Genomic DNA, 25,644 nt, shown 5'->3' with positions numbered 1-25,644 from the left:
ATGGTGATCGTTAATTTTATTCTTCTACAATATATCTATATATATCATCTCTAATTGATGTCTTCATAGTAAAATTCATTGTTACTACTCTATCACCAATATCTCGAATTTCTTCTTTAGCTGTTCCTTGGATGTATTCTGCTTCTCCTAAATAATAATGAAGTCTTCCTTCAGCATCACTTTTCTTTACAAAAATATAAACTTTTTTATTTTGCTCTTTATGGTTAATAATATCTTGTATTTCATTACTTTTTAATGATGCATTTGCTCTTGAAACCCAAGCTAATTCATCTTGACTTATAAAATGATCTTCATATTTAATATTATCTTCTATATCTTCAGATTTTTTATATGTAATAAATACTGGAATATGATCATCTAACACTCTATAACCATAAATGTTATTACTCATATTTTTTTCATCATTTCTCCAGTTTACTAATTTTAGAAAATCTAATCTCGAATATTGACTATAAAGGATTAAGTCATTCCCTGAATTTTGAAACTTCTCATTATAATATTTAGCTAAACTAATTAAATCGTCTACATATAATTGATATTGCATATCTGCCAAATGTTTTTTAAATGAAGCACTCAAAATATATTTATTTCCATTCTTAGTTATAATTGGACTACCATATCTCGCATGTTCTGCTTGACCAAAATATTCTAATGTTAATATTTTTAAAGAAGTTTTAATATCCTCATTATTAAGATGATTCAATTCATCATATATTTCTTCACCTATTTGACCTTTATTGATTATATATTCAAGTACTAAATAATCCGAATTTTTTAATCCAGGTGATATTTCTCTTGATAAGAAACATAAATTTTTTGTTGCATCATCTGAGAGTTCCATTTGCGTATATTTATATTTCTTTAAAAATTCATGATAACTGCTAAATTTAGATAAAATAACCTGAGGGTCAATCGAATTTTGTTCAATATAGTCCATAAGCATTGGTATATGACCTATTCGTTCTTCAACAGTTTTATATGCATCAATAATAATTTTTACACTATTTAATTTAGCATTATCTATAGAATCATAGATTTTTTTCTTAGCGATTTCTTCAAAATTAATCGTAGATATACCTTCTATTTTATTAGGGTTACTTAAAAACTCACGATATGCATTTTTATTTTGAGATTGATTGTCTGACAAAGCTATTGGAATAAGATAGTTATTTTTATAGTTACCTATAAAATCTATGATTGTAACATATTCTTTTTCAGAACTTTTTCTCAATCCTCTACCTAACTGTTGAATAAATATAATACTAGATTGTGTACCTCTTAACATTAAAATTTGATTCACTTCTGGAATGTCTATACCTTCATTGAATAAGTTGACTGTGACGATATATTTAATTTCCCCATTAATTAATTCATTTGTTACTTTCATCCTTTTATTCGGGGTGTCACTACCAATCAATGACTTGCTTGGAATATTTCTAGCTGTCAACATCTCTGCTATTTCAATAGCCTCTTCTTTTCTACTAACGAATATCAACCCTCTTAATGTATCACCTGAAAAACCGTAATAGTTTGCTTTTTCAACTATGTGACTAACCCTTTCTTCAGAAGTTAAATCTTTTAAATCAGTAAAATCATCACTTTCTATGCCATTATGTACATAATCGGTAACTCCATAATAATGAAATGGGCAAAGTATTTTGCTTTCCAAGGCTTTAGGTAATCGAATTTCATATGCAATATTATTATCAAATAATTTGAATATATTTCCATCATCTGTTCTCTCTGGAGTTGCTGTCATACCTAACATAAAATCAGGATTAAAATAATTAAAAATAATTTGATATGTTTTAGCATCAGTTCGATGCGCTTCATCAAAAACTATATAATCGAATGCGTCTTTTTTAAAGTTTTTGTAATTATCATTTCTACTTAAAGATTGAATAGTTGCAAAAACATATTTTGCTTTTTGTTCTTTTTGAGTACCTGTATATAAACCAAACTCTTGTGGACTTTCATGAGGAAATACTTTTATAAATTCTTGGCGAGCTTTCTTTAAAATACTCTCATTATGAACAATAAATAAAAATTTAGTAGGCTTATAATTCCTTACATCCAATGCACATAAAATAGTTTTACCAGTTCCAGTAGCCGATATAACTAACCCTTTATGTTCACCTGATGCTCTTAATTGTCTTAGAGACATCAAAGCTTCTTCTTGCATGATGTTTGGTTTTATTTCATTGGTTTTATTAAATTTGTTTAATAATGTGTTTTGCTCACTATTGATTTCAAATAAATTTTTATAGAGTTTCGGACTAAATGATAATTCATAGTCTTCAATCCATTTCTCATCTAAAGGTATACTGTTATCCCATAATTCTTCAAATTGATACCTTACGTTATGTATTAAATCGCCATTTTTATGAGTTGACAACAAAACATTATGTTCATAATTTACTTTCATTGCAGTTGATGTCAGGTTAGAGCTCCCAATGATCATAGAAGAATAATTATCATGGTCAAATATATATCCTTTCGCATGAAAGCCCTCAATGTCTGTTAAGCGTACTTCAACATTGTTTAGTTTCAATAATTCTTTATACATTTTAGGGGTATTAAATCCTAAATAATTAGAAGTAATTAACTTTCCTGAAATTCCTTTTTTATTTAAATCATAGAGTGCTGATTTAATACTTGCTAACCCACTTTCAGTAATAAACGCTACTGATATATAAAATGTATTACATTTGTTTAACTCATTTAAAATAGTTGTTAATACGTTTTGATTTTTATTATTTATTAATATTTTGGGATTCAAATTACCTTCGTGAACAACGTTTTTATCTATAAAACCTTTATTCAATGACTGCTTTAAACTATCTACTATATTATTAGGCATTATTCTTCACCAGTTGAAATCATTTCTACTGCTGGAATATCTGCTGGTGCCCATTGAAGTGTTTTTAACTCACCAGCATGTAACCACTTGATTTCTTTGTGTTCCGTTAGCGTAGGCATTTGATTATTTAATGTACACTTAAAAGTAGTTAATCTTACAATGCCAAATTCGTATTCGTGTTCAGTTGTAGTCACTTTGTCACCGACAACTAAATCACATTTCATCTCTTCCTGTATTTCTCTGATTAAAGCTTCTTTTTCAGATTCTTCAGGCTCAATTTTGCCACCTGGAAATTCCCACATTAATGGTAATGACATGTTTTCACTACGTTGTGCACATAAGATTTTCCCTTCTGAATAAATTATAGCGCCAACAACATTTATAACCTTTTTCATAGAAAAGACCCACACCTTTTTATTTTATTAATTATAATTTTATCAAAACTTACATTTTCATCAATCCTCTAATTCAAAAGTATGTATAAGTTTTTATAACTTAAATTGAATATATTTAGTTAGAATTTTAAAGCAAATTTGCATTTTAAGAAATCAACCAATTATTGATACTTTCTGTCCATTTTTTGATAACGGGTGCCATTATGTTTGCTTTATAATTAACTCACATTAGATCGATCTGATGTATGAGGGGTATAATAAGCTCTCAACTGATAAAATTCGTTAGAGACGCATCTTAACTGGAGAGTAAGGTGGGTCTCTTTCTTTTTCACTAAATTTTAAATGAAGTAAAAAGATTGATATTTTTAGCTAAAGGTTTGATATTACGACAGGTATTCTATCTGAATAATATATTGTACAATTTAAGTGTATTAGATATACATCTAATACATAGAGTTTTAGAGGAGGTTGGGAAGTATAACCATTACATATTATATTTCCCAAAAAAGCTCATCTTAGCGGAAACTGAGATGAGTGGAATTTATACTTCTTGAAATATATGTTCATAATGCTCGTGACATGTCAGTCAACTCAACATGAATCAAACATCCAAGATTACGTAATCTAAAGAAGAACCCATAATTCTTTACCATATGTCAGGTGTATTGTGAACTATATTTTTAGGAAAAAAGCTATTACAAAATTTTTAATTAATACTTACTCTCTGATGCTTTAACTAAGTATTAATTAAGTCGAAATGTCTCTAAAGAAGTATAGGTGCGATGTTTTCACATCAAAGTTGAACCCCATAAACATTTAAGCTGATCACTTAAGTGCTTATGGGGTCTTCTTTTGTATCATTATATTAAAATCCTAATTCTTTTATAAACTTAATGAGTTCATCTTTCATCTTTGGGTCTTTAAGTGCATATTCAATCGTTGTTTTAACGAAGCCTAATTTTTCTCCAACATCGTAACGATCGCCATCAAAGTCGTATGCATAAACTGGAATATCACTATTCATACGTTCAATCGCATCAGTGAGCTGAATTTCATTTCCAGCGCCTTCTTTTTGTGTTTCAAGGTAGTCAAATATCTCAGGTGTTAAGATGTAACGTCCCATGATGGCTAGATTTGAAGGTGCTGTACCTTGTTTCGGTTTCTCAACAAATTGTTTCACCTCGTAACGACGGCCTTCTTTCTCTAATGGATCAATAATACCATATCTATGAGTAACGCTCTCTGGTACTTCTTGAACACCAATGACTGAATGACCTGTTTCTTCGTAAACGTTCATCAATTGTTTGATGGCTGGTGTCTCTGATTCAACAATGTCATCACCTAATAAGACTGCAAATGGTTCATTTCCAATAAATTGACGTGCTGTATGAATCGCATGTCCTAATCCCTTCTGTTCTTTTTGTCGAACGTAGAAGATGTTTGCTAAGTCCGTAGAATATTGTACTTTCTCAAGTAGGTCATCTTTTCCTTTTTCTTCAAGAACCATTTCTAATTCTTTTTGATTATCAAAATGATCTTCAATTGCGCGTTTATGTTTACCAGTTACGATGATAATATCTTCAATTCCTGCACGAGAAGCCTCTTCCACTATGTATTGAATTGTAGGTTTATCTAGAATAGGAAGCATTTCTTTAGGCATCGCTTTAGTGGCTGGTAAGAATCGCGTCCCTAAACCAGCAGCAGGTATGATTGCTTTTTTTATCTGTTTCAAACTCAAGTAACTCCTTTGCACATTCTGTCTTTTATATCATTTGTTAGTTTATCACTCTTTTGATTTCTTTCCTAGCAATAGCCTGTGATAACCAATTGTTTGAAGTTTGCGTTTAAGTTCTATTCAATTTCAACTTAAAAACAGATGATCGATTATTTTTAAAATACTTACGATAAAGTGTGACCCGAATACCCCAAACATCATATATATATTGAACTCAGTAAATTTACTTTGAACGACTTTGATTTGTGTATGCTTATCAAATAATGGTGGATTGCTATAATGCATTAATAATTGTGCACTGTTATGTTTTGCTTTTTTAATATACTCGTTACATAAAAAGCATAGATTAAACCGATAAATGATACGATTAATATAACGTATTCACTATATTGAAAATCAATGATGAAAATCATACCCCAAATGAGTGCGATGATTAAAAGATCTAATTTATCTATCATTTTAAATTTATCTATTTCTTTTTCTACATCATCAATTCTAGAATTTTGTAACAAATCTAAATCAATATCTCTCACATTTATCTTTTTAACTTTTGACATTCAAATACCCTCAGTAAATTTTTATTTCACAGAATAATATATCATTAAACAGATAATATTTTAATCATAACTTACTTTCTTATTGCATTCTATACTTGTCATATCAGTGTTAATAAAAAAAGCCACTTGTTGGAGTGGCTTTACATTTTGCATTCAACATTAACCCTATACAAACAAACTAATGAATAAAATAAAGATGATACCTGATACTGATATGATTGTCTCAAGTAATGACCAAGTTAAGAATGTTTCTTTTACGGTTAAACCGAAGTATTCTTTAAACATCCAGAATCCTGCGTCGTTTACGTGAGAAAGAATTACGCTTCCTGCTCCTATTGCAAGTACAACGAGTGCAACGTTAACGTCTGAGTGTTGCAATAATGGTAAAACGATACCTGTTGTAGAGATTGCAGCTACTGTAGCTGAACCTAATGCAATACGTAATACTGCTGCTACTATCCAAGCAAGTAAGATAGGTGACATTGTAGAACCTTCGAACATTTTGGCGATTGTATCACCCACGCCACCATCAATTAATACTTGCTTGAATGTGCCACCACCACCAATGATTAAGATCATCATACCAATTTGATAGATGGCATTTGTAACTGACTTCATAATGTCGTCCATCTTTCTGCCACGGTTCAAGCCCATTGAGAAGATCGCGAAGATAACTGAAATTAACATTGCAGTACCAGCCGTACCTATGAAGTAAACAATTTGTTCAAATAAATTTTTAGCTTCTTCATGGCCAGTGATTAATTGAACAATAGTTGAAATTAACATTAAGATCACTGGCAATATTGCTGTAAATAAACTTAATCCAAAACCTGGCATTTCAGATTCTTTAAATTCTTTTTGAGAACCCAATGCTGAGATATCACCTTCACGCGTGTAAGCTGAAGGGATAATTTTTTGTGCAATTTTATTAAATACAGGTCCAGCAATAATCGTTACTGGAATTGCAATGATGATTCCAAATAGTAATATTTCTCCCACATTCGCTTTTAGTTCTTTAGCGATAACGACTGGTCCAGGGTGTGGCGGTAAGAAACCATGTGTTACTGATAAAGCTGTCACCATTGGTAAACCTAATTTAAGTGGTGATACTTTTGCACGTTTAGCAATTGTAAACACTAACGGAATTAATAAGACTAAACCTACTTCGAAGAATAATGCGATACCTACAATAAATGCTGCAACTAACATCGCCCATTGCACGTGTTTAGGTCCAAATTTAGCAATCAATGTGTCGGCAATCCGATTCGCACCGCCACCATCTGCAAGTAATTTACCAAGCATTGCCCCTAATCCAAAGATTAAAGCAATGTGGCCAAGCGTACTTCCCATTCCCGCTTCAATTGTCTCCATTATTTTATTTAATGGCATGCCTAGTAATATAGCAGTCACAACGGATGTGACAATTAATGAAATAAACGTGTTCAATTTCAAGAATATAATTAATGATAATAGTAATAAAATCCCGATAACAACACTGATAAGTGGCCAAATATCTCCAAACATAGTAAATTCTCCCAATGTTTTCTTTTTTTTATTAATTGATTTACTCCATGTGCTTACGTTGAAAATCTGCAATTTCTGCATAACGTTCTTCTAATGAGCGACTTAAATTAATGAAGATTGAAACTAACTGTTGATACACTTGAACGGTTGCTGAATCAGGTTGATGTGCATTCGTTGTCCCGACCATTTCTTCAATAATTGAGAAGTCATCAATTTCCCCTAATGCTTTCAAACCTAATACACAAGCGCCTAAACAAGAACTTTCATAGCTTTCAGGCACGATAAGGTCTGTGTCGAAGATATCAGCCATCATTTGACGCCACACTTCACTCTTAGCAAATCCTCCTGTTGCTTTGATTGTGCTTGGTGTTTCGTTCATTACTTCTATAAGCGCAAGATAAACTGTATAAAGATTATAGAGTACACCTTCTAAAGCAGCACGAATCATATGTTCCTTTTGATGCGAGAGTGTAAGACCGAAGAATGAACCACGAGCATCGGCGTTCCACAATGGTGCACGTTCACCTGCAAGGTATGGATGGAAGATGAGACCTTCTGCACCTGGCTTAACCCGACTTGCGATTTTAGTCAGTACATCATATGGATCAACACCTAAACGTTTTGCAGTTTCAACTTCACTTGCAAGGAGTTCGTTTCGTAACCATCTCAAGACAACTCCACCATTATTCACTGGTCCACCAATGACATAATGATCTTCGTCTAGTACGTAACAGAAGATACGTCCTTTATAATCGGTGCGAGGTTTATTAATGACTGTTCGAATCGCGCCAGATGTACCGATTGTGACAGCGACTTCGCCTTTTTTATAACTATTCACTCCTAAGTTAGAGAGAACACCATCACTTGCACCTACAATAATAGGTGTATTCTCATCAATGCCCATTAAAGTTGCATAGCGTTTCTTCATACCTTTAAGAATATGTGTCGTAGGTACCAGTTGTGGTAGTTGTGCTTCAGTGATACCCAACAATTCAAGTGCCTCTTTATCCCAGTCAAGTTTTTCAAGATTGAACATGCCCGTAGCTGATGCCATTGAGTAATCGATGACATATTTTTCAAATAGTTGATAGAATATGTAAGTTTTTATATCTGCGAACATGGCAGTTTGCTTATAAATATCTGATTGTTCATGCTTCATCCAGAATATCTTAGATAATGGTGACATCGGATGAATTGGTGTTCCTGTGCGTTGATAGATGTCTGAACCTTGATGTTCTTTATTAATTAATTCTGCGTATTTACTCGCGCGATTGTCTGCCCAAGTAATGCTCTCAGTCAAACGATGATGTTGTGTATCGAGTGCAATCAGACTATGCATTTGTGCACTAAATGAAATTAGTTTGATGTCTTCTTTTTTTATATTTGCTTCTCGAACAACATATTTCACAGTCATTAGTACTGCATCAAACAATTCGTCAGGGTTCTCTTCAGAAACGTCTACATTGGGAGTATGTAAGGGGTAACCAATGTTATGTTTCATGATGAATTGTCCATTTTCATCGTATAATACTGATTTCGTACTAGTTGTTCCTATGTCAACACCAATCATGTACTTCATATTATTCCTTCTTTCTTCTATTTATCTTAGCCAGAAACTTTCAATGTCTTCGCCAACATCATCAAAATTTAAGTGGAAGGCTTCTCTTAATTTTGTAGAGTCATATTGTTCTACCGCTTCAATAAACACCTCATGGTTACTATGAATGCGTTCAAAATCCGCTTTATCCTGTTCCATGCGATGTCTCATAGATAGTAATACGAGTGTTTCAATTACAGGTTTCAAATGATTCCAGAATGTTTGTAAATATTGATGGTTTGATGCGTTAATCATTGCTTCATGAAATTGAATGTCATGTTGTGTAAATGCTTCAGCATCTTCGAATTTAACTGCTACTTTCATCATTTCAAGGTGCTTACGCATCTCTTTAGTTATAGGTGCTCTATCAATGTGTTTGATCTTAGAGAAGGCAAATGACTCTAACATTAAACGTAAATCATAGAGTTCTTTTTTCTCTTGATCACCAAATTGTAGTACTTTAGCACCCATGCGTTCTAATTGAATAAGTTGATCCGTCTGTAATAATTTGAATGCATCTCTAACAGGGGAACGACTAACATCAAATTGTTTTGCGACTTGATTCTCAGTAAGTAGCGTATCTACTTCGATTTCCCCACTCACAATTTGCAATCGTATTTCTGCTGCGACACCTTCTCCTTTAGACATGCCACCAAGCCATTGTTCTGGATAACCTTCTTTCACATCTTTCACTCCTATTGAGTTAATTGCAACTTGTATACAAGTATATTAATATATAAGTTACGTTTTTGCAAACGCTTTCTTTTTATAAATTTAAAAAACCCGGCCACAGATGGACCGGGAAAACCATGATTGAATTTCTATTTCTTCTCATCTGAAACTTCGATGCAGTAATGTGTTTCGTGACACTTAGGGCATTCTAATTTACGTGTTTGCATAGTATGTCGTGCCAAGATGAACTGTTTCAATGATGGCTTAAACGTATGTTGGCAATTGGGACACAGATATGAAATATTTTTATAATAATATGTTGTTAATCCAACGGCATAGGTTACTAAGATAGGCACTATCGCAATAAATGGTTTACTCGAACTTCTTATTAAACTTGTGATTAACCCTGTGTATTGAATAATGCCAATGATACCTGCGCTAATCCATACTTTACTTTTAAACGATTTCAATGTAGTCGATTGTTTCACTGCTTTATCTATGTCAGATAAATGATTTATTGGAGCGCTTGAGTGACTTGAAATATATTGGTCAACGTTGTTCAAATGTTTTAGTGCTTTTGTTTGATCGTGAATGCTTGTCTCTAATTTTTTCTTATGCAGTTGCAACATTGCTTTAAGCGTCTGCATATCGCTATCTTCGTATAATAGCGTTTTAATTTCGTCCAATGTACAACCGAATTGTTTCAATAAGAATATTAACTGTAATTGTTGTATATGATCGTCATTGTAATATCGACGATTTGATTCAGTTGCACGTTCAGCTGTCAATAAGCCTTTACGATCATAATATTGTAGTGTTCGAACTGTAACTCCTAAATGATTGGCAAGCTCTCCAACTGTATAATGTGACATAGTGTCCACCTCCTACATTGAAACTACCTCATGACGCTACGTCACGAGCAAGACATTTTTACATATAGTTTAAAGTAAGTCTGAAGGATGTCTTATTTGTCTTCTATCCAATCTTTAATATGATCTACGATGCCTACCGTACCATTTGGCAATTGTTCAAGGACAGAAGGAAAGTCCATATGACCTATACCTGGATAGACGATTTCTTTCGTTTCTCCACCATAGCGTTTATACTGCTCCATTGTCGCTTGTGAATCAGTATACGGAATGATTTCATCATCTTTACCAGAGATAAATAGTAACTTAGGAAATTGTTCAATTTCTTCTATATCTGGAAGATAATCAGCTTTTATCGTATATATTAAATCTGTAATGATTGTTTTAATTGGGGCGACAAATGATAAGATATCTAGTCCGTTTTCTTTTCGTGCGTAGACCGTCTTTTTTAAAATATATTGTGGCAAATTTTTAATTGCGGTAATTTCATCTTTAAAGTGATCACGTTTACTATCTGTCGAGAACAAACGTGCTAGCATACTTGTGTTTGGCGTAATTTTAGCTGCGCTGCTTAAATAAACAAGGTGCGATATAGGCAATGTATTAAATTTCAGCAAACGTGTACCAATCATACCACCCATCGAGTAACCAATGACCATAACCTTTTCAAGATGTTGCGACGAAACAATCTGTTCCAAAACGTCTTCAATACGTTCAGAATAATCATCTAATGTATGATTATTGCGATCAATATTTGAACTTTTGCCACGACTTGGACAGTTAATAAAGATCATCTTATATTCTCTAAAGTACGGTTCAAACATCGTCATAATGCGATAGGTCATGATTGCCCCATGTAAAAAGACAATTGCCCTGTTTGAAGTTTGATTCCCGGCAAATGCTACTTCGACTTGTTCGTTATGATAATTTTTCAATTGATAAATTTGTGTTTTGAAATGTTTTCTGTTCATAATCAACCTCAAAAATTGCTATATTACTAAATTATTATTTTATCACAAAATTATCAAAACTGAGGCAAATTAAAAAAGTATAACTTATAAAATTGTTGCAAGTTACGTACAATTCATCAAGTTATACTTTAAACTAATCGTTTTAGTTATTATCTGAAATCGCAGAATGAATCGATTGCATTTTAGATTCTACATCTGCAATTTCAAGTGCACAGTCTTTTAACATATCGCTATAATCATCCGTACTCGCATTATTTTTATAGCGAATTTTATGCTCTAGACTTGCCCACATATCCATACCAATGGTTCTAATTTGAATTTCCACTGGAAGCTTTTCAACTTTATTTGATAAGAATACTGGGATAGACACAACAATATGTAAGCTACGATAGCCATTTTCTTTTGGATTTTTAATATAGTCTTTGCGTTTCAGTAGTTTAACATCCTCTTGTTGTAAGAGCATCTTCTCAATGACATAAATATCTTCTAGATAATTACAAACCACGCGTATACCTGCAATATCTAATATATGTTCACGAGCACTTTCTGCACTAATATCTAGTTGTTTGCGGTGCAACTTTTTAATTAAGCTATTCATCTCTTTCACACGGCGTTCCATGTGGTGAATAGGGTTATGTTTATAAACGTGATTAAAGTTGTCATCTAGAATATCTAATTTTGTACTGATTTCTTTTAAGGCTGAGGAGTATAAGTGGTCCAGTTCTACGAAGCCAATAAGTCTATCGAAGGCTTCGTCTCCATCTTTAAAATGATGTAAGTTATCTTTAAATTCACTTCGTAATTCTTCTATATACAATGATGGTTTTCTTTCTACATACATAGTATTTCCTCCTTAATCATCACTGTATATTATAGCGAATTGCAAAATGAACTAAAAATAATACTCTTTGATTTCACATTATTTTTAATAATTAATTTTATAATTAAAAATGCAAACCTTTATATTGAACAATGCGTCCAGACATAAAGGTTTGCAACTACTAATTATGATGTTTCATTTTTATTATGTTCGATGACTTTAGTACCACGATTATCAGCGATGTCTTGTGCGCGTTTAGTGGCCTCTGCTTTCATCTCAAACGTATCAGACGCTTGTTTCGCACCTTCTGTTTTCACTTTCCATTCATCATCTTCGAAATAGACATGTACATTTTCGTCATTTAGTTTTGGATTTGCAGATTGATCTTTTTGGTGTTGGGTAATGTGTTTATGTTTTAATTCATCTAGCTCATCTTTCGTCGCATCTTTATACCAATCTTTAGCTTGCTGTGTAGCAATCGGTATAACATCCCCTTCTTTATAACCATCTTTTAACATAGCATTACCAATATCAATTGCTTTCTTACGTTCTAATTCATCGAAGTTCTTCCACGTGTTCGGATAATCATCCATCGTCCAAGGCATCCTATCAAACTCCTTTTTAACTTGATAGTTTGCTTTACCACTATCGTTTAGAGTGAAACTTGCTTATTGGACTATGCTTTAATCGCCACACCATTTTCAACATCATCTATATCTTTACGTGTATGCACACAATTATTTTGTAGTCTCATTAATGCCGATTTAATGTAATTATATTGAGGTAAGTCGAAGAGTTCATTAATTTCAAGTCGGCTTTGAAGTTCGAAATGTTTCGCTAAATTTTCAAAAGTAACTAGGTATTCTCCCATTTGCTGATCTAAAATACGTTGACGTTGATGATCTTGCATCACACGCATTAACATAAAGTTAATCTCTTCCAAGGCAAATATACTTGGATAATAATAACGAATTACTTCTTGATTAGAGAACAATTCATCACTTGCTGAATTGTTGATTTGAATCATGTTACTCATTTTCACTGAAAGTGCTAAACTTTCATCTCTTTCACGTAAATCATCTTGGTAGTGATTCTCTGAGAATAAATATTGGAAGATGACCGCTTCCTTACGAACCACTTCTGCAATCGTTCGTGGTAACATGGCAGACGCTGTTTGACGGTTAATAAGAAGAATTCCAACAACTGCAATTGCTATACCGATTAATACATCAAAGATACGTGTATAGGCAATTGAGATTGAAAGGTTATCTGATGCTAAACCATTTAATAATATAACTTGGATCGTGATAAATATAACTGCGAACGCATAGTTTGAACCTACAAATGTTTCAGTGACCATCGCTGCAATACCCATTATGATAACGGCAATGATTAAGTGTGGATTGAAATACAATATGGCTGATAAGACAAGTGTTCCTAAGATAGTACCTAGTCCACGAGCAACAGAACGGTCTAACATACGTCGAGTTGTCATGCCTAATAAGACTGTATGTGCTGTTAATGGTATCCAGTAAGATTTTTGGATATTAAAGGCTAATGAAATAAAGATTGCTACTGCCATAATGACGGCGTAAATTAATGTATTTCGAAATACAATCGAATCTAATGTTAAATTATGAATGATACGTTGACTATATAACGGTTTACGAACACTTGCTTCATGTTCAATTTGACTTGAATCTAAGTTCGTAATTTCATCAATTTTCAAGATATATTGTAATAAATCATCAAACGCTTCATCTACATGAACTTCTTTTGTCCACTTTTCACGAGAGGCTGTTGTTCGATATGCATTACGTATCGCAACATCCATCATTTCAACTAATTCGTCTGGTATAGGGCGAATACCTTTTTCATGCAGTTCCAATAACTCTGAATATAACCCCTGTGCTGATGTGTGGAGTAATAACAGTCTTTGGAAACGCGGACTCAATTTCTGGTTCACTCCAGCCGTTGCAGTGATTAACAATTCATCTGAATTTTTGAACTGTGTTACCGCTGTTTTTGCACTCTCTTTAAATTTATCGACATCATTATAATTGTGCATTAATTCTTTAATCATGTTAAAGTCCAAATTAATCGCTCTATTTTCGATTTTTTGTTTTTGGAAAAGTATTGTCAAGATGACTACTAATGTAGCAATCGCACCACCAACAAGAATTGCTAAACCACGGTATAACGCTTCATTTGGTGCTATTGGCAAGTTACTTGGTAAACAAAACGTTACAAGAAAGAATGTTGAAGATGGTCCTGCAATCTTCAATGCACTGAAGATGTAATATGGGATGACTGTAACTAATAATAATGTTACGCCATATAATATCGGCTCAGTAACCGTAAGTGTGCCCAGTATCATACATACTGCAAATGACAATGAGCATAAGATAACAGTTCTAATCATTGAGCGAGGTGAACTCTTGAACACATAGATATGCGCCAACGTCCCAGTCGATACAAACAATCCTAATGCGAAATTGCCTAGGAAATAACCTAATAGTGCTGGGAAAATTAATAACAAGCCTTGTCTGACACCCTTCATCGGGTCAACTTTACTTGTGTCAAATGTGATAAGTGATTTTAAAACATTTCCCAATGTTATCTTTCCTTTCTATAAAACATACATATTCAATGATAACACTTTTTATTAAGTTATATGATGACCGTTGTCTAATTTACAAAAAAGGTAGGATTGAAATCATATCTGTGACATAGATTTCAAATCCTACCTTAGTAATGTATATTATTATGAAAATTTCTTTAATTATTTGGCTTCCGCAACATCAATGACTGGTTTTTCTGTAATATATTTGCCGATATTTTCGCTAAACACTTTAAAATGTTCTGAATGGTTATGTGCTTCAACCGCATCTTGATCTTTATAGTTCTCTACAACTACGAATGTATTACGTTCAGCTACATCTTCATAGTGGCTATAAAATGTATTTCCTTCCTCTTCACTTGCATGTTTAACTAAGTTCGTCATTAAATCTAAATATGCTTCACGATGTTCTTCACTTACTTTAAGTTTGGCATTAATAATAATCATACATTTCACCCTCAATTTTGTGATTAATTTAATATTATCTTACCATTTTCACTCATACATAAAACACTAATGTGACTTTAAGCTTTAATCACATTTTATTATAATTCGTCCAAATAGACATTTAGTGAATCTAAGTTCCAAAGCACTTAGCAAGTAATGTAATTAAATAAGCCAGTAAATGAATTAATTAAAACCCACTTACTGGCTAGATTCTAGGAATGATGTCCTAGCTTCTATGAAATTATTTTAATTCACGACTTTCATCTTTAATCAATGGTTTGTCTGGTGATACAAACAACCATAAAATTGCTGCGATGACTGCTGGAATAATTAATAATTGGAAAGTCATTGTCCAACCAAGTGATGCAACCAACGCACCAGCTAAGAACGGACTTAATAATGCACCAATGTTACCCCATAAGTTCATCCAACCAGATACTGTACCGGCAAAGTTTCTACCAATGTCATTCGCTGCTGCCCAGCTCATACCCATTGATACACCCATACCACCTAAACCAAGTGATAACCAGAAAATCGTTACGTATAAATTCTCAGTATGTACTGCAAAGAAAATTGAAACTGCGAACACGATGAAACCAACAATGGCAATTAAACCTCTTGAAACGAATCTTGATTGTCCGCTACGTAAAATTTTATCTGAAATCGCACCAGCAGATAAAATTAAAATAAACATGATAAACCAAGGTAATGAACTAATTGTCATGTCTTTAAATTCAACATGATATTGCTCAGTTAAATAAGTTGGTAACCAAATTAAGAATAATGAAATAACGAATTGTACTACAAAGTATTGACCTGCAATCGCATAGAAACTTACACGACGGAAGAATTGATTCCAAGGTGGTAGTGATTTACTTGTTTGAACAAGGTCACGATTCTCCATAATGAAATGTTTCTCAGCGTCATTTACCATACGATGTTGTTCTGGTAAGTCTTTCGCAATGATTCCCCATAATATTGCAATTAAGATACCTACAGCACCGAAGATGTAAAATACAGCTTGCCAATTGAACGCGTTTACAATAGCGATCGTAATGACAGGTGCCAATACAGGTCCAAAGTAAGAACCAGCAAGTAACATACTTGATGCTCTACCTTTCTCATCTTTAGAGAACCAGTTTGCATTAAACACAGCGTTTGATGGATACATTGGTGCTTCACCAATACCGAATAAGAAACGCACTAAATATAATAAACCGTGATGTTTAATCATACCTGTAAAGATAGTGAAAGCACTCCACCATACTAAAGCGATTGTAATCATCTTACGAGGTCCAAATTTCTCAGCTAACATACCAGAAGGTACTTGCATTAACGCGTAACCTAATGAGAAGAATGAAGCTAATAGACCAAATTGTTGTTTTGTCATATGTAAATCTTCCATCATTTGTGGGGCAATATATGAGATGTTAGATCTATCCATGTAGGCAATAACACCTATGATAAAAAATGCTAATGCGAAAAACCAACGAACACTACTTTTCTTTTGTCTTTGTACCATATCCTCTTTTTCCTACTTCCTTTAATTTGTTGATTCTAAATATGTTGTCTAATATAATCACGAGACTCCCTATTTGTAAAAATAACTCCCTTAAACCCCTTACCATCATAGGGTTTCAGCATTTATTTTTAATAATATTACCAGTTTTTGAAATCGTTTTCAATATCTTAATTAAAAGTTCTTTTATTAAATTGTACATCGTTGGTTACTTTATTCACTAAATTCGTATTTACGCTTTGCAATCTCAATATTCATTAAAATTTGAACTCCATTTAAAAAAATTGTAGAATGAACTTGAAATGAAACGCGACTTATTATTATTTAAAATTAAATAGATAATTTATCCACTGGAAGTGCCTTTGTTTAAGGCTGAGAGTAAAGAAAGAACTTTATAATTCCTGGAACCTGATCCAGTTTGTACTGGCGTAGGAAAGTGGCTTACACATATCGTTACATAGAGACTAACGCTATTTCCTACGAAGGAGATAGCGTTTTTTCATTTATTAGGGGTGATAGACATCTTTATTGCGATAACAACTTATAAACATTTAACAGAAGCAGACTTACAACACTTCATTGAAATTAGTAAAGGCATCGATGGTTTACTATTTCGTACGCCTATGTCTAGTGATGATTTATTTTCCTTTTTAGAAAAATTAATCGCTGCTGGTTTCCCTAAAGACAAAATTATTATCCATAGCGATGTTGACTTATTAGAATCCTTGACACTTAAACGCTTGCACTGTCGAGAAATGGACACACTAGCGTTTGATTATAAAGCGCAACATCCTGATGTTGAAGTAAGCATGTCGACACATACTATTAACTCGGTGAAACAAGCTTATCAACATCAATTAGATTATGTCTTTTATGGTCATATATTTACCACGGCTTCTAAGCCAAATCAGCAACCTAGATCAATGTCTGAAATCAAAGCCGTGTTACAAGTTCCGATTCCAGTCTATGCCATAGGAGGTATTACTGAAGATACGATACAACGGCTTCCAAATGGCTTTGCAGGAATTTGTGCAATTTCTTATTTTATGAGCGCATCTTTACAACAAATTCAACATTTACGAAAGGAGTGGTTGAAAGATGCATGACGTACTTATTGTTGGTTCTGGTGTTATCGGAATGTCCATTGCGAGACACCTCAGTCATACGCAACTCGACATTGCAATTGTCGACCGTGATATACCTGGTAAACATGCTTCATATAAAGCTGGAGGCATGTTAGGTGCACAAAATGAATTTACAGAAGACAGCGACTTATTTCGTCTCGCTCTAGAGTCACGTGAATGTTTTCCTGAATTATGCGAAACACTCCAAGATGAAACTGGAATAGATATTCAATATCAAGCATCAGGATTGATTAAAATCGCAAATCAAATTGATGATGTGGCGCATTTACGTTCACAATTTCAATTTTTACATGCACTCGATAACGATGTGGTTGAACTTTCAGAGGATGAATTAGCAGATTTAACTGAAGGAAATGTCACTGCATCTGAAATGGCAATCTACATTCCAAATGATGGACAAATCAATGCAAATCATTATACGAAAGCGTTATTTAAATCCTTACAACAGCGTCGTATTTCGCGCTACTTCAATACAAATGTAACAGATATTATTCGGCAGAATGGTTACTATCAAATCGTTTCATCTCAAGGTGATTTATATGCGAAGAAAGTCATAGTGGCAAGTGGTGCATGGTCATCTCAATTATTAAAACAATATCAATTGCCTCGTGTGGTTGTCGGCGTTAAGGGCGAAGTTCTTCTCATGGAACATGACCATTTAAATTTAAAACAAACAGTATTCATGACTAATGGATGCTATATAGTTCCGAAAGCGCCTAATCGTTACTTAATTGGTGCTACTAGCGAATTTGATAATTATTCTGTGGGTAATACGGAACAAGGCGTCTCATGGTTAGAACACTATGCGACAGAACGTATACCTGAACTTGCAAACGCACATATCATTAAACAGTGGTCTGGCGTACGTCCATATACGGACGGCGAATTACCAATTATGGACCGGGTTGACGATGGTTTATATGTCATTACCGGCCATTATCGGAACGGTATTTTATTGTCCCCTGTTATTGGTCGTGACATCGCAAACTGGCTATTAACTGGAGTCAAACCAACTCGCTATGAATCTTTCAATGTCTCAAGGAGGTTAAATCATGAAATGCATTATTAATGGCGATGCATTCACGTTCGATACTGAGCAATCCATTCATCAAGTGCTTGTCTCTTTAGAATTAGACCCAGAACGTGTCATTGTTGAACATAATAAAACATTAATTAAACAAGAAGATTATCATCAACACACAGTACGTGAAGATGATCAATTAGAATTATTAGAATTTGTTGGAGGCGGATAAAATGTTTAAAATTGGAAATTTAGAATTACAATCTCGTTTATTACTAGGTACAGGAAAGTTTGAAAATGAAGACGTACAAACAGAAGCGATTAAAGCTTCAGAAACAAATGTACTTACTTTCGCAGTAAGACGTATGAATTTGTATGACAAGAATTTACCTAATCCACTCGCAAATATTAATCTAAAAGACTTTATCACTTTTCCAAATACTGCTGGCGCAAAAACTGCTGAAGAAGCCATTCGCATCGCAGAAATCGCTAAACATGCCGGTGTTTGTGACATGATTAAAGTTGAAGTTATCGGAGATGATGAAACATTATTACCTGATCCGTTTGAAACATATGAAGCTTGCAAAGTATTGCTAGAACGTGGCTACATTGTTTGTCCATATATTTCTAACGACGTTGTGTTAGCTAAACGTTTAGAAGATTTAGGTGTACATGCCGTTATGCCATTAGCTTCACCAATCGGTACAGGTCGCGGCATAAACAACCAACTTAATTTAAGTTACATTATTAAAAACTCAAATGTGCCAGTTATCGTTGATGCTGGTATTGGTTCTCCGAAAGATGCATGTCATGCGATGGAATTAGGGGCTGACGGTATTCTACTCAATACAGCTGTATCAGGTGCGAAAGATCCTGTGAAGATGGCAGAAGCAATGAAATTAGGTATTCATGCTGGTCGCTTGTCTTATGAAGCAGGACGAATCCCAGTTAAATATACTGCGCAAGCATCAAGCCCAACTGAAGGTTTAGGATTCTTATAATGCAACGTTACAATCGTCAAATGAGATTTTCTCCTTTTGGTGAACAAGGACAGCATGCCCTCTCTAATGCAAAGTTGCTTATCTTAGGAGCCGGTGCATTAGGTAGTCATGTTGCCGAGCTACTTGCTCGTATGGGGGCACATCAAATCACAATTGTTGATATGGATATTGTTGAAACGTCTAATCTACATCGACAAGCGTTTTATACTGAAGATGACGCACTAAATATGGTACCAAAAGTCCACGCAATAAAAGAACATATTGCACGTATCAATCATCATGTAGACGTACAAACATATTATCAAGAAATAACTTCAAACAATATTGAAGATATATTAGATGAAGTTAAACCAGATATCGTTATCGATGGAATGGATCATTTTAAAATTCGTTATCTCATCAATGAAGTGTGTCACAAACATCAAATTCCTTGGGTATATGGTGCTGCTGTCGGCAATAAAGGAACGGTTTATGGCATTGATTTCAAAGGGCCATGTCTAAAATGCCTATTAAAACAAATGCCATCAAGTGGCGAAAGTTGTGCGATTAATGGCGTACTACCGACTATTATTACGCAAGTAGCAAGTTATGAAGTTGCAGAAGTACTTCGTTACCTATCTGGGGAAGGCTTTTCAAAAAAATTAATCACTATTGATACGTGGCATATCGATTATAAAGCGATGAACGTCGATATATTGAAAGATCACGCCTGTGAGGTATGTACGAATCAAAACTACTCACTCTTAGAAACGAAACACCAACAGCATATTGAAAGCTTATGTGGACGTACGTATCTCTTTAGATATCAGTCAAGCATATTTGAGCATGCACATCACCTTCCCGGTGAAATTGTAAAGTCCACTTCTTTCGCAAAATTAATTAAAGATGACGATTATGAACTTACCTTATTTAAAGATGGTCGTATGAATGTTTATGGTATCGAAGACGATGAAGAAGCATTTAAGTTGTATCATTCTTATTTAAAAGCTCTAAAATAAAAATACACATAGGTTTATACAAGCAATTCATAGTAAATTTTATTATAATAAATTTACTATGAATTTTTAATTTCACAAATAAAGCTTTTAATAAAAGGAGTTCTTATAAATAAATGGAACAATTAATCACTGATTTTATAAGTAAGTGGGGTTATACAGCAATCTTTATTCTCATCTTATTAGAGAATGTTTTACCTGTTGTCCCTTCTGAAATCATTCTTACCTTTGCTGGTTTAATGTCAGTTAAGTCAGGTTTATCAATACCGATTTTATTCCTTATATCAACAATCGCATCATTTATTGGATTATTAATCCTATATTATTTATGCCGTTTAATTAACGAAGAAAGTATTTATCGTTTTGTAGATAAACATGGTAAATGGTTTAAACTTAAAGGTAAAGATGTGAGGCGCGCAAATGACTGGTTTAAACGTTATGGTGCATGGGCTGTACTGCTATGTCGCTTTATCCCAGTATTACGTGTACTCATCACAATCCCAGCTGGTATTAATAAAATGAATGTCGTTACGTTCGTCGTCTTATCATTATTAGGTACGACGATTTGGAACTTTGCCCTAATCCTATTAGGCCGTATGCTAAGTGGTAGTTTCGATGCCTTAATGGCTGGTTTACACATATACTCATACATTATGTACGTGATTATTATTCTTGCAGTTCTTTACGTGCTTTATAGAATATTCTTTAAAAATAGAAACCGCGTCAAGTAATACGTGAAAGCCTCAGAATTCATTGGTGACTGAGGTTTTTTTATTAAATAGTAGTATTTTAGAATTAATTCTGACATTTTAAGCATCACCATTGAAAAAGTAGTGTTTTTTAAAGATAATTAATGTAAGCGGTTTTATGACATATCTACCCATATGAATATCAATTCCAAACAGGAGTGAAATTAGATGACACAAACGACTGAAAGTGAATTACGAGAGAAATATTTAGATTTATTATCACAACAATTTGATAGTCCTGAGAAGTTAGCAACAGAAATTGTCAATTTAGAGTCTATTCTAGAATTACCAAAAGGTACTGAACACTTTGTCAGTGACCTTCATGGTGAATATGAATCGTTCCAACATGTATTACGTAATGGGTCTGGTAATGTTCGTTCAAAAATAAACGACCTTTATGCAAAGACATTATCCCAAAAAGAAATCGATGACTTAGCTGCCCTCGTCTATTACCCTGAAGAAAAATTAAAACTTGTGAAAAATAACTTCGATTCGAAGGGAAAATTAAATGTTTGGTATATTACTACAATTGAACAATTAATTGATTTAATTACTTATTGTTCATCAAAATATACACGCTCAAAATTACGTAAAGCGTTACCTAAAGAATATACATATATCGTTGAAGAGTTACTTTATAAAAATAACGAATTCAACAATAAAAAATCATACTATGAAACACTAGTAAATCAAATTATCGAGTTAGAACAATCTGACGACTTAATTATTGGTTTATCTTATAGTATCCAACGTCTAGTTGTTGATCATCTTCATGTAGTTGGTGATATATACGACCGTGGTCCTCAACCAGATAAGATTATGGATACGTTAATCAATTATCACTCTGTGGATATTCAGTGGGGAAACCACGATGTCTTATGGATAGGTGCATATGCAGGTTCTAAAGCTTGTTTAGCTAACCTACTTCGCATATGTGCACGATACGATAATTTAGACATCATCGAAGATGCTTACGGAATTAATTTACGCCCGTTATTAACACTTGCCGAAGAACATTATAATGGCGAGAACCCTGCATTCAAACCTAAGAAACGTCCTGATAAACCAGTTGGACTATCTAAACTTGAAGAAAGTCAAATCACTAAGATTCATCAAGCCATTGCGATGATTCAATTCAAACTAGAAATGCCAATTATCAAGCGTCGTTCTACCTTTGAAATGGAAGACCGTTTAGTCTTGGAAAAGGTCAACTATGATACGAATGAAATCACGATTTACGGTAAAACATATCCTTTAAAAGATACATGTTTCAGTACTGTGGACCCACAAGATCCTGGTAAATTACTACCTGAGGAAGAAGAAGTTATGAATAAACTCCTACTTTCTTTCCAACAATCTGAGAAATTGAAACGTCACATGTCGTTCTTGATGAAGAAAGGGAAACTTTACCTTCCATATAATGGCAACCTTCTTATTCATGGTTGTATCCCTGTTGATGAGAATGGAGAAATGGAATCATTCGAAATTGAAGGTGAACAACATAAAGGACGTGACCTATTAGACGTATTTGAAAGACATGTACGTTATGCATATGACTACAAAGAAATCACTGATGATCTATCAACAGATTTAGTGTGGTATTTATGGACTGGTAAATATAGTTCACTTTTTGGAAAAAGAGCGATGACAACATTTGAACGTTACTTTATTGAAGATAAAGCATCTCATAAAGAACCTAAGAATCCATATTATTATCTACGAGAAGATGTTGATATGATTCGCAAAATGTTAAAAGACTTCGGTCTCAATCCAGATGAAGGAAGAATTATTAATGGACATACACCTGTTAAAGAAATAGATGGCGAAGACCCTATTAAAGCAGATGGTAAAATGTTAGTTATCGATGGTGGATTCTCAAAAGCATATCAAAAAACGACAGGTATTGCGGGTTATACATTACTTTACAATTCATTTGGCATGCAATTAGTCGCACATCAACATTTTGATTCAAGAGATAAAGTACTATCAGATGGTGCAGATGAATTATCAGTACGTCGTGTTGTAGACGAAGAATTACAACGTAAAAAAATTAGAGATACCAATGACGGTAAAGTACTCCAAGAACAAATCCGCATCTTAAAATTATTAATGCATGATAGATACTTAAATTAACACTTGAATCAATTTATACACACATATAAAAAAATGGCACTTTCTAAATCACTGAAATAGAAAGTGCCATTTATATATTACTTTTCTAATACACATCTCTTAAGATGCCGTATGTGCCTTGATCATATTGTGGTATAGGTTTAGTACTTTTATTAAATGAAACAACACTGCTATCGTCAATGTGATAAATAATCATATCATGATCAGTAATTGTGTCGTATTCCTCTGCAAGTACCTCCACAATATTCTTATTACTTATCGTATTATCAAACCATCTTGGACTGTGTGATTCATCAAATAAAATATGATTACGTAATGGACCATTTAAGTTATTACGTGCCTGTTCATCAGTAAATGACACTGGCATCATACTTACATTATTCAATCCAAACTCTGGTACCAATTCATTAAACGCTAAACTATTAAAAATAAACGACTTAGTCATTAATAGACATTTATTATAACGAATTAAATCCGCATATATTCGATCACTACTTGATAATAAATTTCCCTTAAACACTTCAAAGCCAAGTTCTTCTGCCTTCTCCGACGTATTCTCAAACAAATTAAATACCATTATAGGAATATCATGTTCATGCAGTTTCGTACCAAGATGGAATGAAAATTCACTCTCTCCTACTATAATGACACCTGGTGGTTCCGTACTAGCAAGACCTAGCAACTTACTCAATGGCGTAAAGCTAAAGCCGTAAATGACAACCGTAATAAACACTAGTCCAAACGTCACTGGCGTGATATAACTTGCCATTTTCACATTATCATCCATGAATAATCCTCCAAAGAATTGTGCCACAGTTAAAACGACAATTCCTCGAGGTGCCATCATTGCAACAATAGCGTGTTCTCTTTTCGTGATTTCTGTACCTATTGTTGATAATAAAACAGAGATTGGACGTACCAATACAATCATTGCAATCGCAAAAATCACTAATTGCCATGACAAGACATCCATCAATACAGATGACGTTAATGACGAAGTGATTAAAATAAAGACGGTGGATACAAGAATAGATGATGCATTTTCAATGAAATGATCTGACTCCTTGTAAATTAAATCATGTCTCTTATAACGTGCCATCATTAAGCCGAAAATTGTAACGGCTAATAATCCTGATTCTTGTAATATTTGGTCACAAATACTAAAGACTAATAAAATAAAGACTAACTGAATCGATGGCATCAAATTTTGCGGAATAAAATCACGTTGGATTAACCAATTGAAAATGAATGATGCCCCGAATCCAATTACGGCTGTTATAACCATTTTCAAAATAAAGATTAAAATAATTTGAACGCCAAAGCCTTGTTCAAATATTTGATAAACATAAAACGCAGTTAATGCGAGTATCGGTCCTATTGGATCTAATATGATACTTTCCCATCTTAAAATAGAGTCAACACTCTTACGCACCTTTGCTTGCTTAAGAAGTGGCTGAATGACGGTTGGGCCTGTAATCAAGAATAATCCGCCCATCACAACCGCAACAGAGATTGGAAAATCTAAAATTTTATGTAATGCAATCGCACCGAGCACCCATGATATAGCTGCGCCAACAGTAATAATTCGAATGACCGCTTTAGAAATGCCTCTTAATTCACGAAAGTCTAAATTACTACTTCCTTCGAATAAAATGACAGCTACAGCTAAAGATACAATCGGACTAAACACTTCGGCTCCCAATGTTTCTTGAGGGTTAACTAGTCCCAATATCGGTCCAATCAATAAGCCCACAATCGACATGACTACAATTGATGGCCATTTAATCTGTGTCGCTAACCATTGACTAAATATGCCTAATGCTAAAAATAAGACAATGATTAACATGACAGGTAAATCTAATGACATACCTACACCTTCCTCAATAAGATTCAATTTTTTTAATACTGTGTAATACTATCAAACTTTGATTAAGCCTGCATTATTATTTTATAAACAACCTGTTAATGCCTTTTTCGGACATACAATGTTCAC

22 protein-coding genes and 1 riboswitch are annotated in these 25,644 nt (G+C 33.6%); of the genes, 7 read left to right on the top strand and 15 right to left on the bottom strand.

Annotation, left to right across the window (positions count from 1 at the left end):
* Positions 1 to 16: 16 nt before the first annotated feature.
* The 14 genes from AC1RRU_RS01840 to AC1RRU_RS01775 form a co-directional block, all read right to left on the bottom strand.
* Positions 17 to 2,881: a DEAD/DEAH box helicase gene (locus AC1RRU_RS01840; protein WP_053019511.1), complete on the bottom strand. Its 2,865-nt coding sequence runs from the start codon at positions 2,879 to 2,881 to the stop codon at positions 17 to 19.
* Positions 2,881 to 3,276 (bottom strand): (deoxy)nucleoside triphosphate pyrophosphohydrolase, encoded by a 396-nt coding sequence (locus AC1RRU_RS01835; protein ID WP_016930782.1) that lies wholly within the window; start codon positions 3,274 to 3,276, stop codon positions 2,881 to 2,883. The genes AC1RRU_RS01840 and AC1RRU_RS01835 overlap by 1 nt, the downstream gene beginning before the upstream one ends.
* Positions 3,277 to 4,141: 865 nt before the next feature.
* The gene (gene galU / locus AC1RRU_RS01830; protein ID WP_011274904.1) at positions 4,142 to 5,008 is read right to left on the bottom strand and encodes a UTP--glucose-1-phosphate uridylyltransferase GalU; all 867 of its coding nucleotides are present in this window, start codon (positions 5,006 to 5,008) and stop codon (positions 4,142 to 4,144) included.
* Positions 5,009 to 5,295: 287 nt separating this feature from the next.
* Positions 5,296 to 5,568, bottom strand: a complete 273-nt coding sequence (locus AC1RRU_RS01825) for a hypothetical protein (RefSeq protein ID WP_011274903.1) — start codon at positions 5,566 to 5,568, stop codon at positions 5,296 to 5,298.
* Between the two features lie 165 nt (positions 5,569 to 5,733).
* Positions 5,734 to 7,092 carry a gluconate:H+ symporter gene (locus tag AC1RRU_RS01820; RefSeq protein WP_070855512.1) on the bottom strand — a complete coding sequence of 453 codons (1,359 nt, stop codon included), beginning with the start codon at positions 7,090 to 7,092 and terminating at the stop codon, positions 5,734 to 5,736.
* 40 nt (positions 7,093 to 7,132) lie between these two features.
* Positions 7,133 to 8,671, bottom strand: coding sequence for a gluconokinase (gene gntK / locus AC1RRU_RS01815; RefSeq protein ID WP_011274900.1), 1,539 nt, complete (start codon positions 8,669 to 8,671; stop codon positions 7,133 to 7,135).
* A 21-nt stretch (positions 8,672 to 8,692) separates the two neighbouring features.
* Positions 8,693 to 9,373: a GntR family transcriptional regulator gene (locus AC1RRU_RS01810; RefSeq protein ID WP_011274899.1), complete on the bottom strand. Its 681-nt coding sequence runs from the start codon at positions 9,371 to 9,373 to the stop codon at positions 8,693 to 8,695.
* A 137-nt stretch (positions 9,374 to 9,510) separates the two neighbouring features.
* Positions 9,511 to 10,233, bottom strand: coding sequence for a MerR family transcriptional regulator (locus tag AC1RRU_RS01805; RefSeq protein ID WP_011274897.1), 723 nt, complete (start codon positions 10,231 to 10,233; stop codon positions 9,511 to 9,513).
* A 92-nt stretch (positions 10,234 to 10,325) separates the two neighbouring features.
* The gene (locus AC1RRU_RS01800; protein WP_011274896.1) at positions 10,326 to 11,201 is read right to left on the bottom strand and encodes an alpha/beta fold hydrolase; all 876 of its coding nucleotides are present in this window, start codon (positions 11,199 to 11,201) and stop codon (positions 10,326 to 10,328) included.
* 142 nt (positions 11,202 to 11,343) lie between these two features.
* Entirely contained in the window at positions 11,344 to 12,042 is a 699-nt protein-coding gene (locus AC1RRU_RS01795) for a GTP pyrophosphokinase (RefSeq protein WP_011274895.1), read from the bottom strand.
* 164 nt (positions 12,043 to 12,206) lie between these two features.
* The gene (locus AC1RRU_RS01790) at positions 12,207 to 12,626 is read right to left on the bottom strand and encodes a DUF2188 domain-containing protein (protein ID WP_070855510.1); all 420 of its coding nucleotides are present in this window, start codon (positions 12,624 to 12,626) and stop codon (positions 12,207 to 12,209) included.
* 71 nt (positions 12,627 to 12,697) lie between these two features.
* Positions 12,698 to 14,635, bottom strand: coding sequence for an FUSC family protein (locus tag AC1RRU_RS01785; protein ID WP_046464654.1), 1,938 nt, complete (start codon positions 14,633 to 14,635; stop codon positions 12,698 to 12,700).
* Positions 14,636 to 14,803: 168 nt separating this feature from the next.
* Positions 14,804 to 15,088, bottom strand: coding sequence for a putative quinol monooxygenase (locus tag AC1RRU_RS01780; protein WP_037570722.1), 285 nt, complete (start codon positions 15,086 to 15,088; stop codon positions 14,804 to 14,806).
* Between the two features lie 241 nt (positions 15,089 to 15,329).
* The gene (locus AC1RRU_RS01775) at positions 15,330 to 16,610 is read right to left on the bottom strand and encodes a pyruvate MFS transporter (RefSeq protein WP_016930787.1); all 1,281 of its coding nucleotides are present in this window, start codon (positions 16,608 to 16,610) and stop codon (positions 15,330 to 15,332) included.
* Between the two features lie 339 nt (positions 16,611 to 16,949).
* Positions 16,950 to 17,059, top strand: a riboswitch (TPP riboswitch).
* 63 nt (positions 17,060 to 17,122) lie between these two features.
* Between AC1RRU_RS01775 and AC1RRU_RS01770 the strand changes: the two genes are divergently transcribed.
* The 7 genes from AC1RRU_RS01770 to AC1RRU_RS01740 all read left to right on the top strand — a co-directional run bounded on the left by AC1RRU_RS01770 (position 17,123) and on the right by AC1RRU_RS01740 (position 23,651).
* On the top strand, positions 17,123 to 17,713 hold the full coding sequence (locus AC1RRU_RS01770) for a thiamine phosphate synthase (RefSeq protein WP_029376626.1): 591 nt from the start codon (positions 17,123 to 17,125) through the stop codon (positions 17,711 to 17,713).
* Entirely contained in the window at positions 17,706 to 18,821 is a 1,116-nt protein-coding gene (gene thiO, locus AC1RRU_RS01765) for a glycine oxidase ThiO (RefSeq protein ID WP_011274889.1), read from the top strand. The genes AC1RRU_RS01770 and thiO overlap by 8 nt, the downstream gene beginning before the upstream one ends.
* Complete coding sequence (gene thiS / locus AC1RRU_RS01760) at positions 18,805 to 19,005, top strand: sulfur carrier protein ThiS (protein ID WP_011274888.1); 201 nt, start codon at positions 18,805 to 18,807, stop codon at positions 19,003 to 19,005. Before thiO ends, thiS begins: the two co-directional genes overlap by 17 nt.
* A gap of 1 nt (position 19,006) precedes the next feature.
* Positions 19,007 to 19,774, top strand: a complete 768-nt coding sequence (locus AC1RRU_RS01755) for a thiazole synthase (protein WP_016930788.1) — start codon at positions 19,007 to 19,009, stop codon at positions 19,772 to 19,774.
* Positions 19,774 to 20,772 (top strand): ThiF family adenylyltransferase, encoded by a 999-nt coding sequence (locus AC1RRU_RS01750; RefSeq protein ID WP_037570727.1) that lies wholly within the window; start codon positions 19,774 to 19,776, stop codon positions 20,770 to 20,772. The genes AC1RRU_RS01755 and AC1RRU_RS01750 overlap by 1 nt, the downstream gene beginning before the upstream one ends.
* A gap of 113 nt (positions 20,773 to 20,885) precedes the next feature.
* A complete protein-coding gene (uptA, locus tag AC1RRU_RS01745; protein ID WP_016930790.1) occupies positions 20,886 to 21,500 on the top strand; it encodes an undecaprenyl phosphate transporter UptA in 615 nt (204 codons plus the stop codon).
* Between the two features lie 186 nt (positions 21,501 to 21,686).
* The gene (locus AC1RRU_RS01740) at positions 21,687 to 23,651 is read left to right on the top strand and encodes a fructose-bisphosphatase class III (RefSeq protein WP_016930791.1); all 1,965 of its coding nucleotides are present in this window, start codon (positions 21,687 to 21,689) and stop codon (positions 23,649 to 23,651) included.
* Between the two features lie 85 nt (positions 23,652 to 23,736).
* On the opposite strand, the gene AC1RRU_RS01735 is transcribed toward AC1RRU_RS01740, so the two are convergent.
* Positions 23,737 to 25,518: a cation:proton antiporter gene (locus tag AC1RRU_RS01735; protein ID WP_493196425.1), complete on the bottom strand. Its 1,782-nt coding sequence runs from the start codon at positions 25,516 to 25,518 to the stop codon at positions 23,737 to 23,739.
* Positions 25,519 to 25,644: the final 126 nt, after the last annotated feature.

Source organism: Staphylococcus sp. GW821-FHT11H10, assembly GCF_058807855.1.
This window is presented reverse-complemented; position numbering and strand designations above follow the sequence as displayed.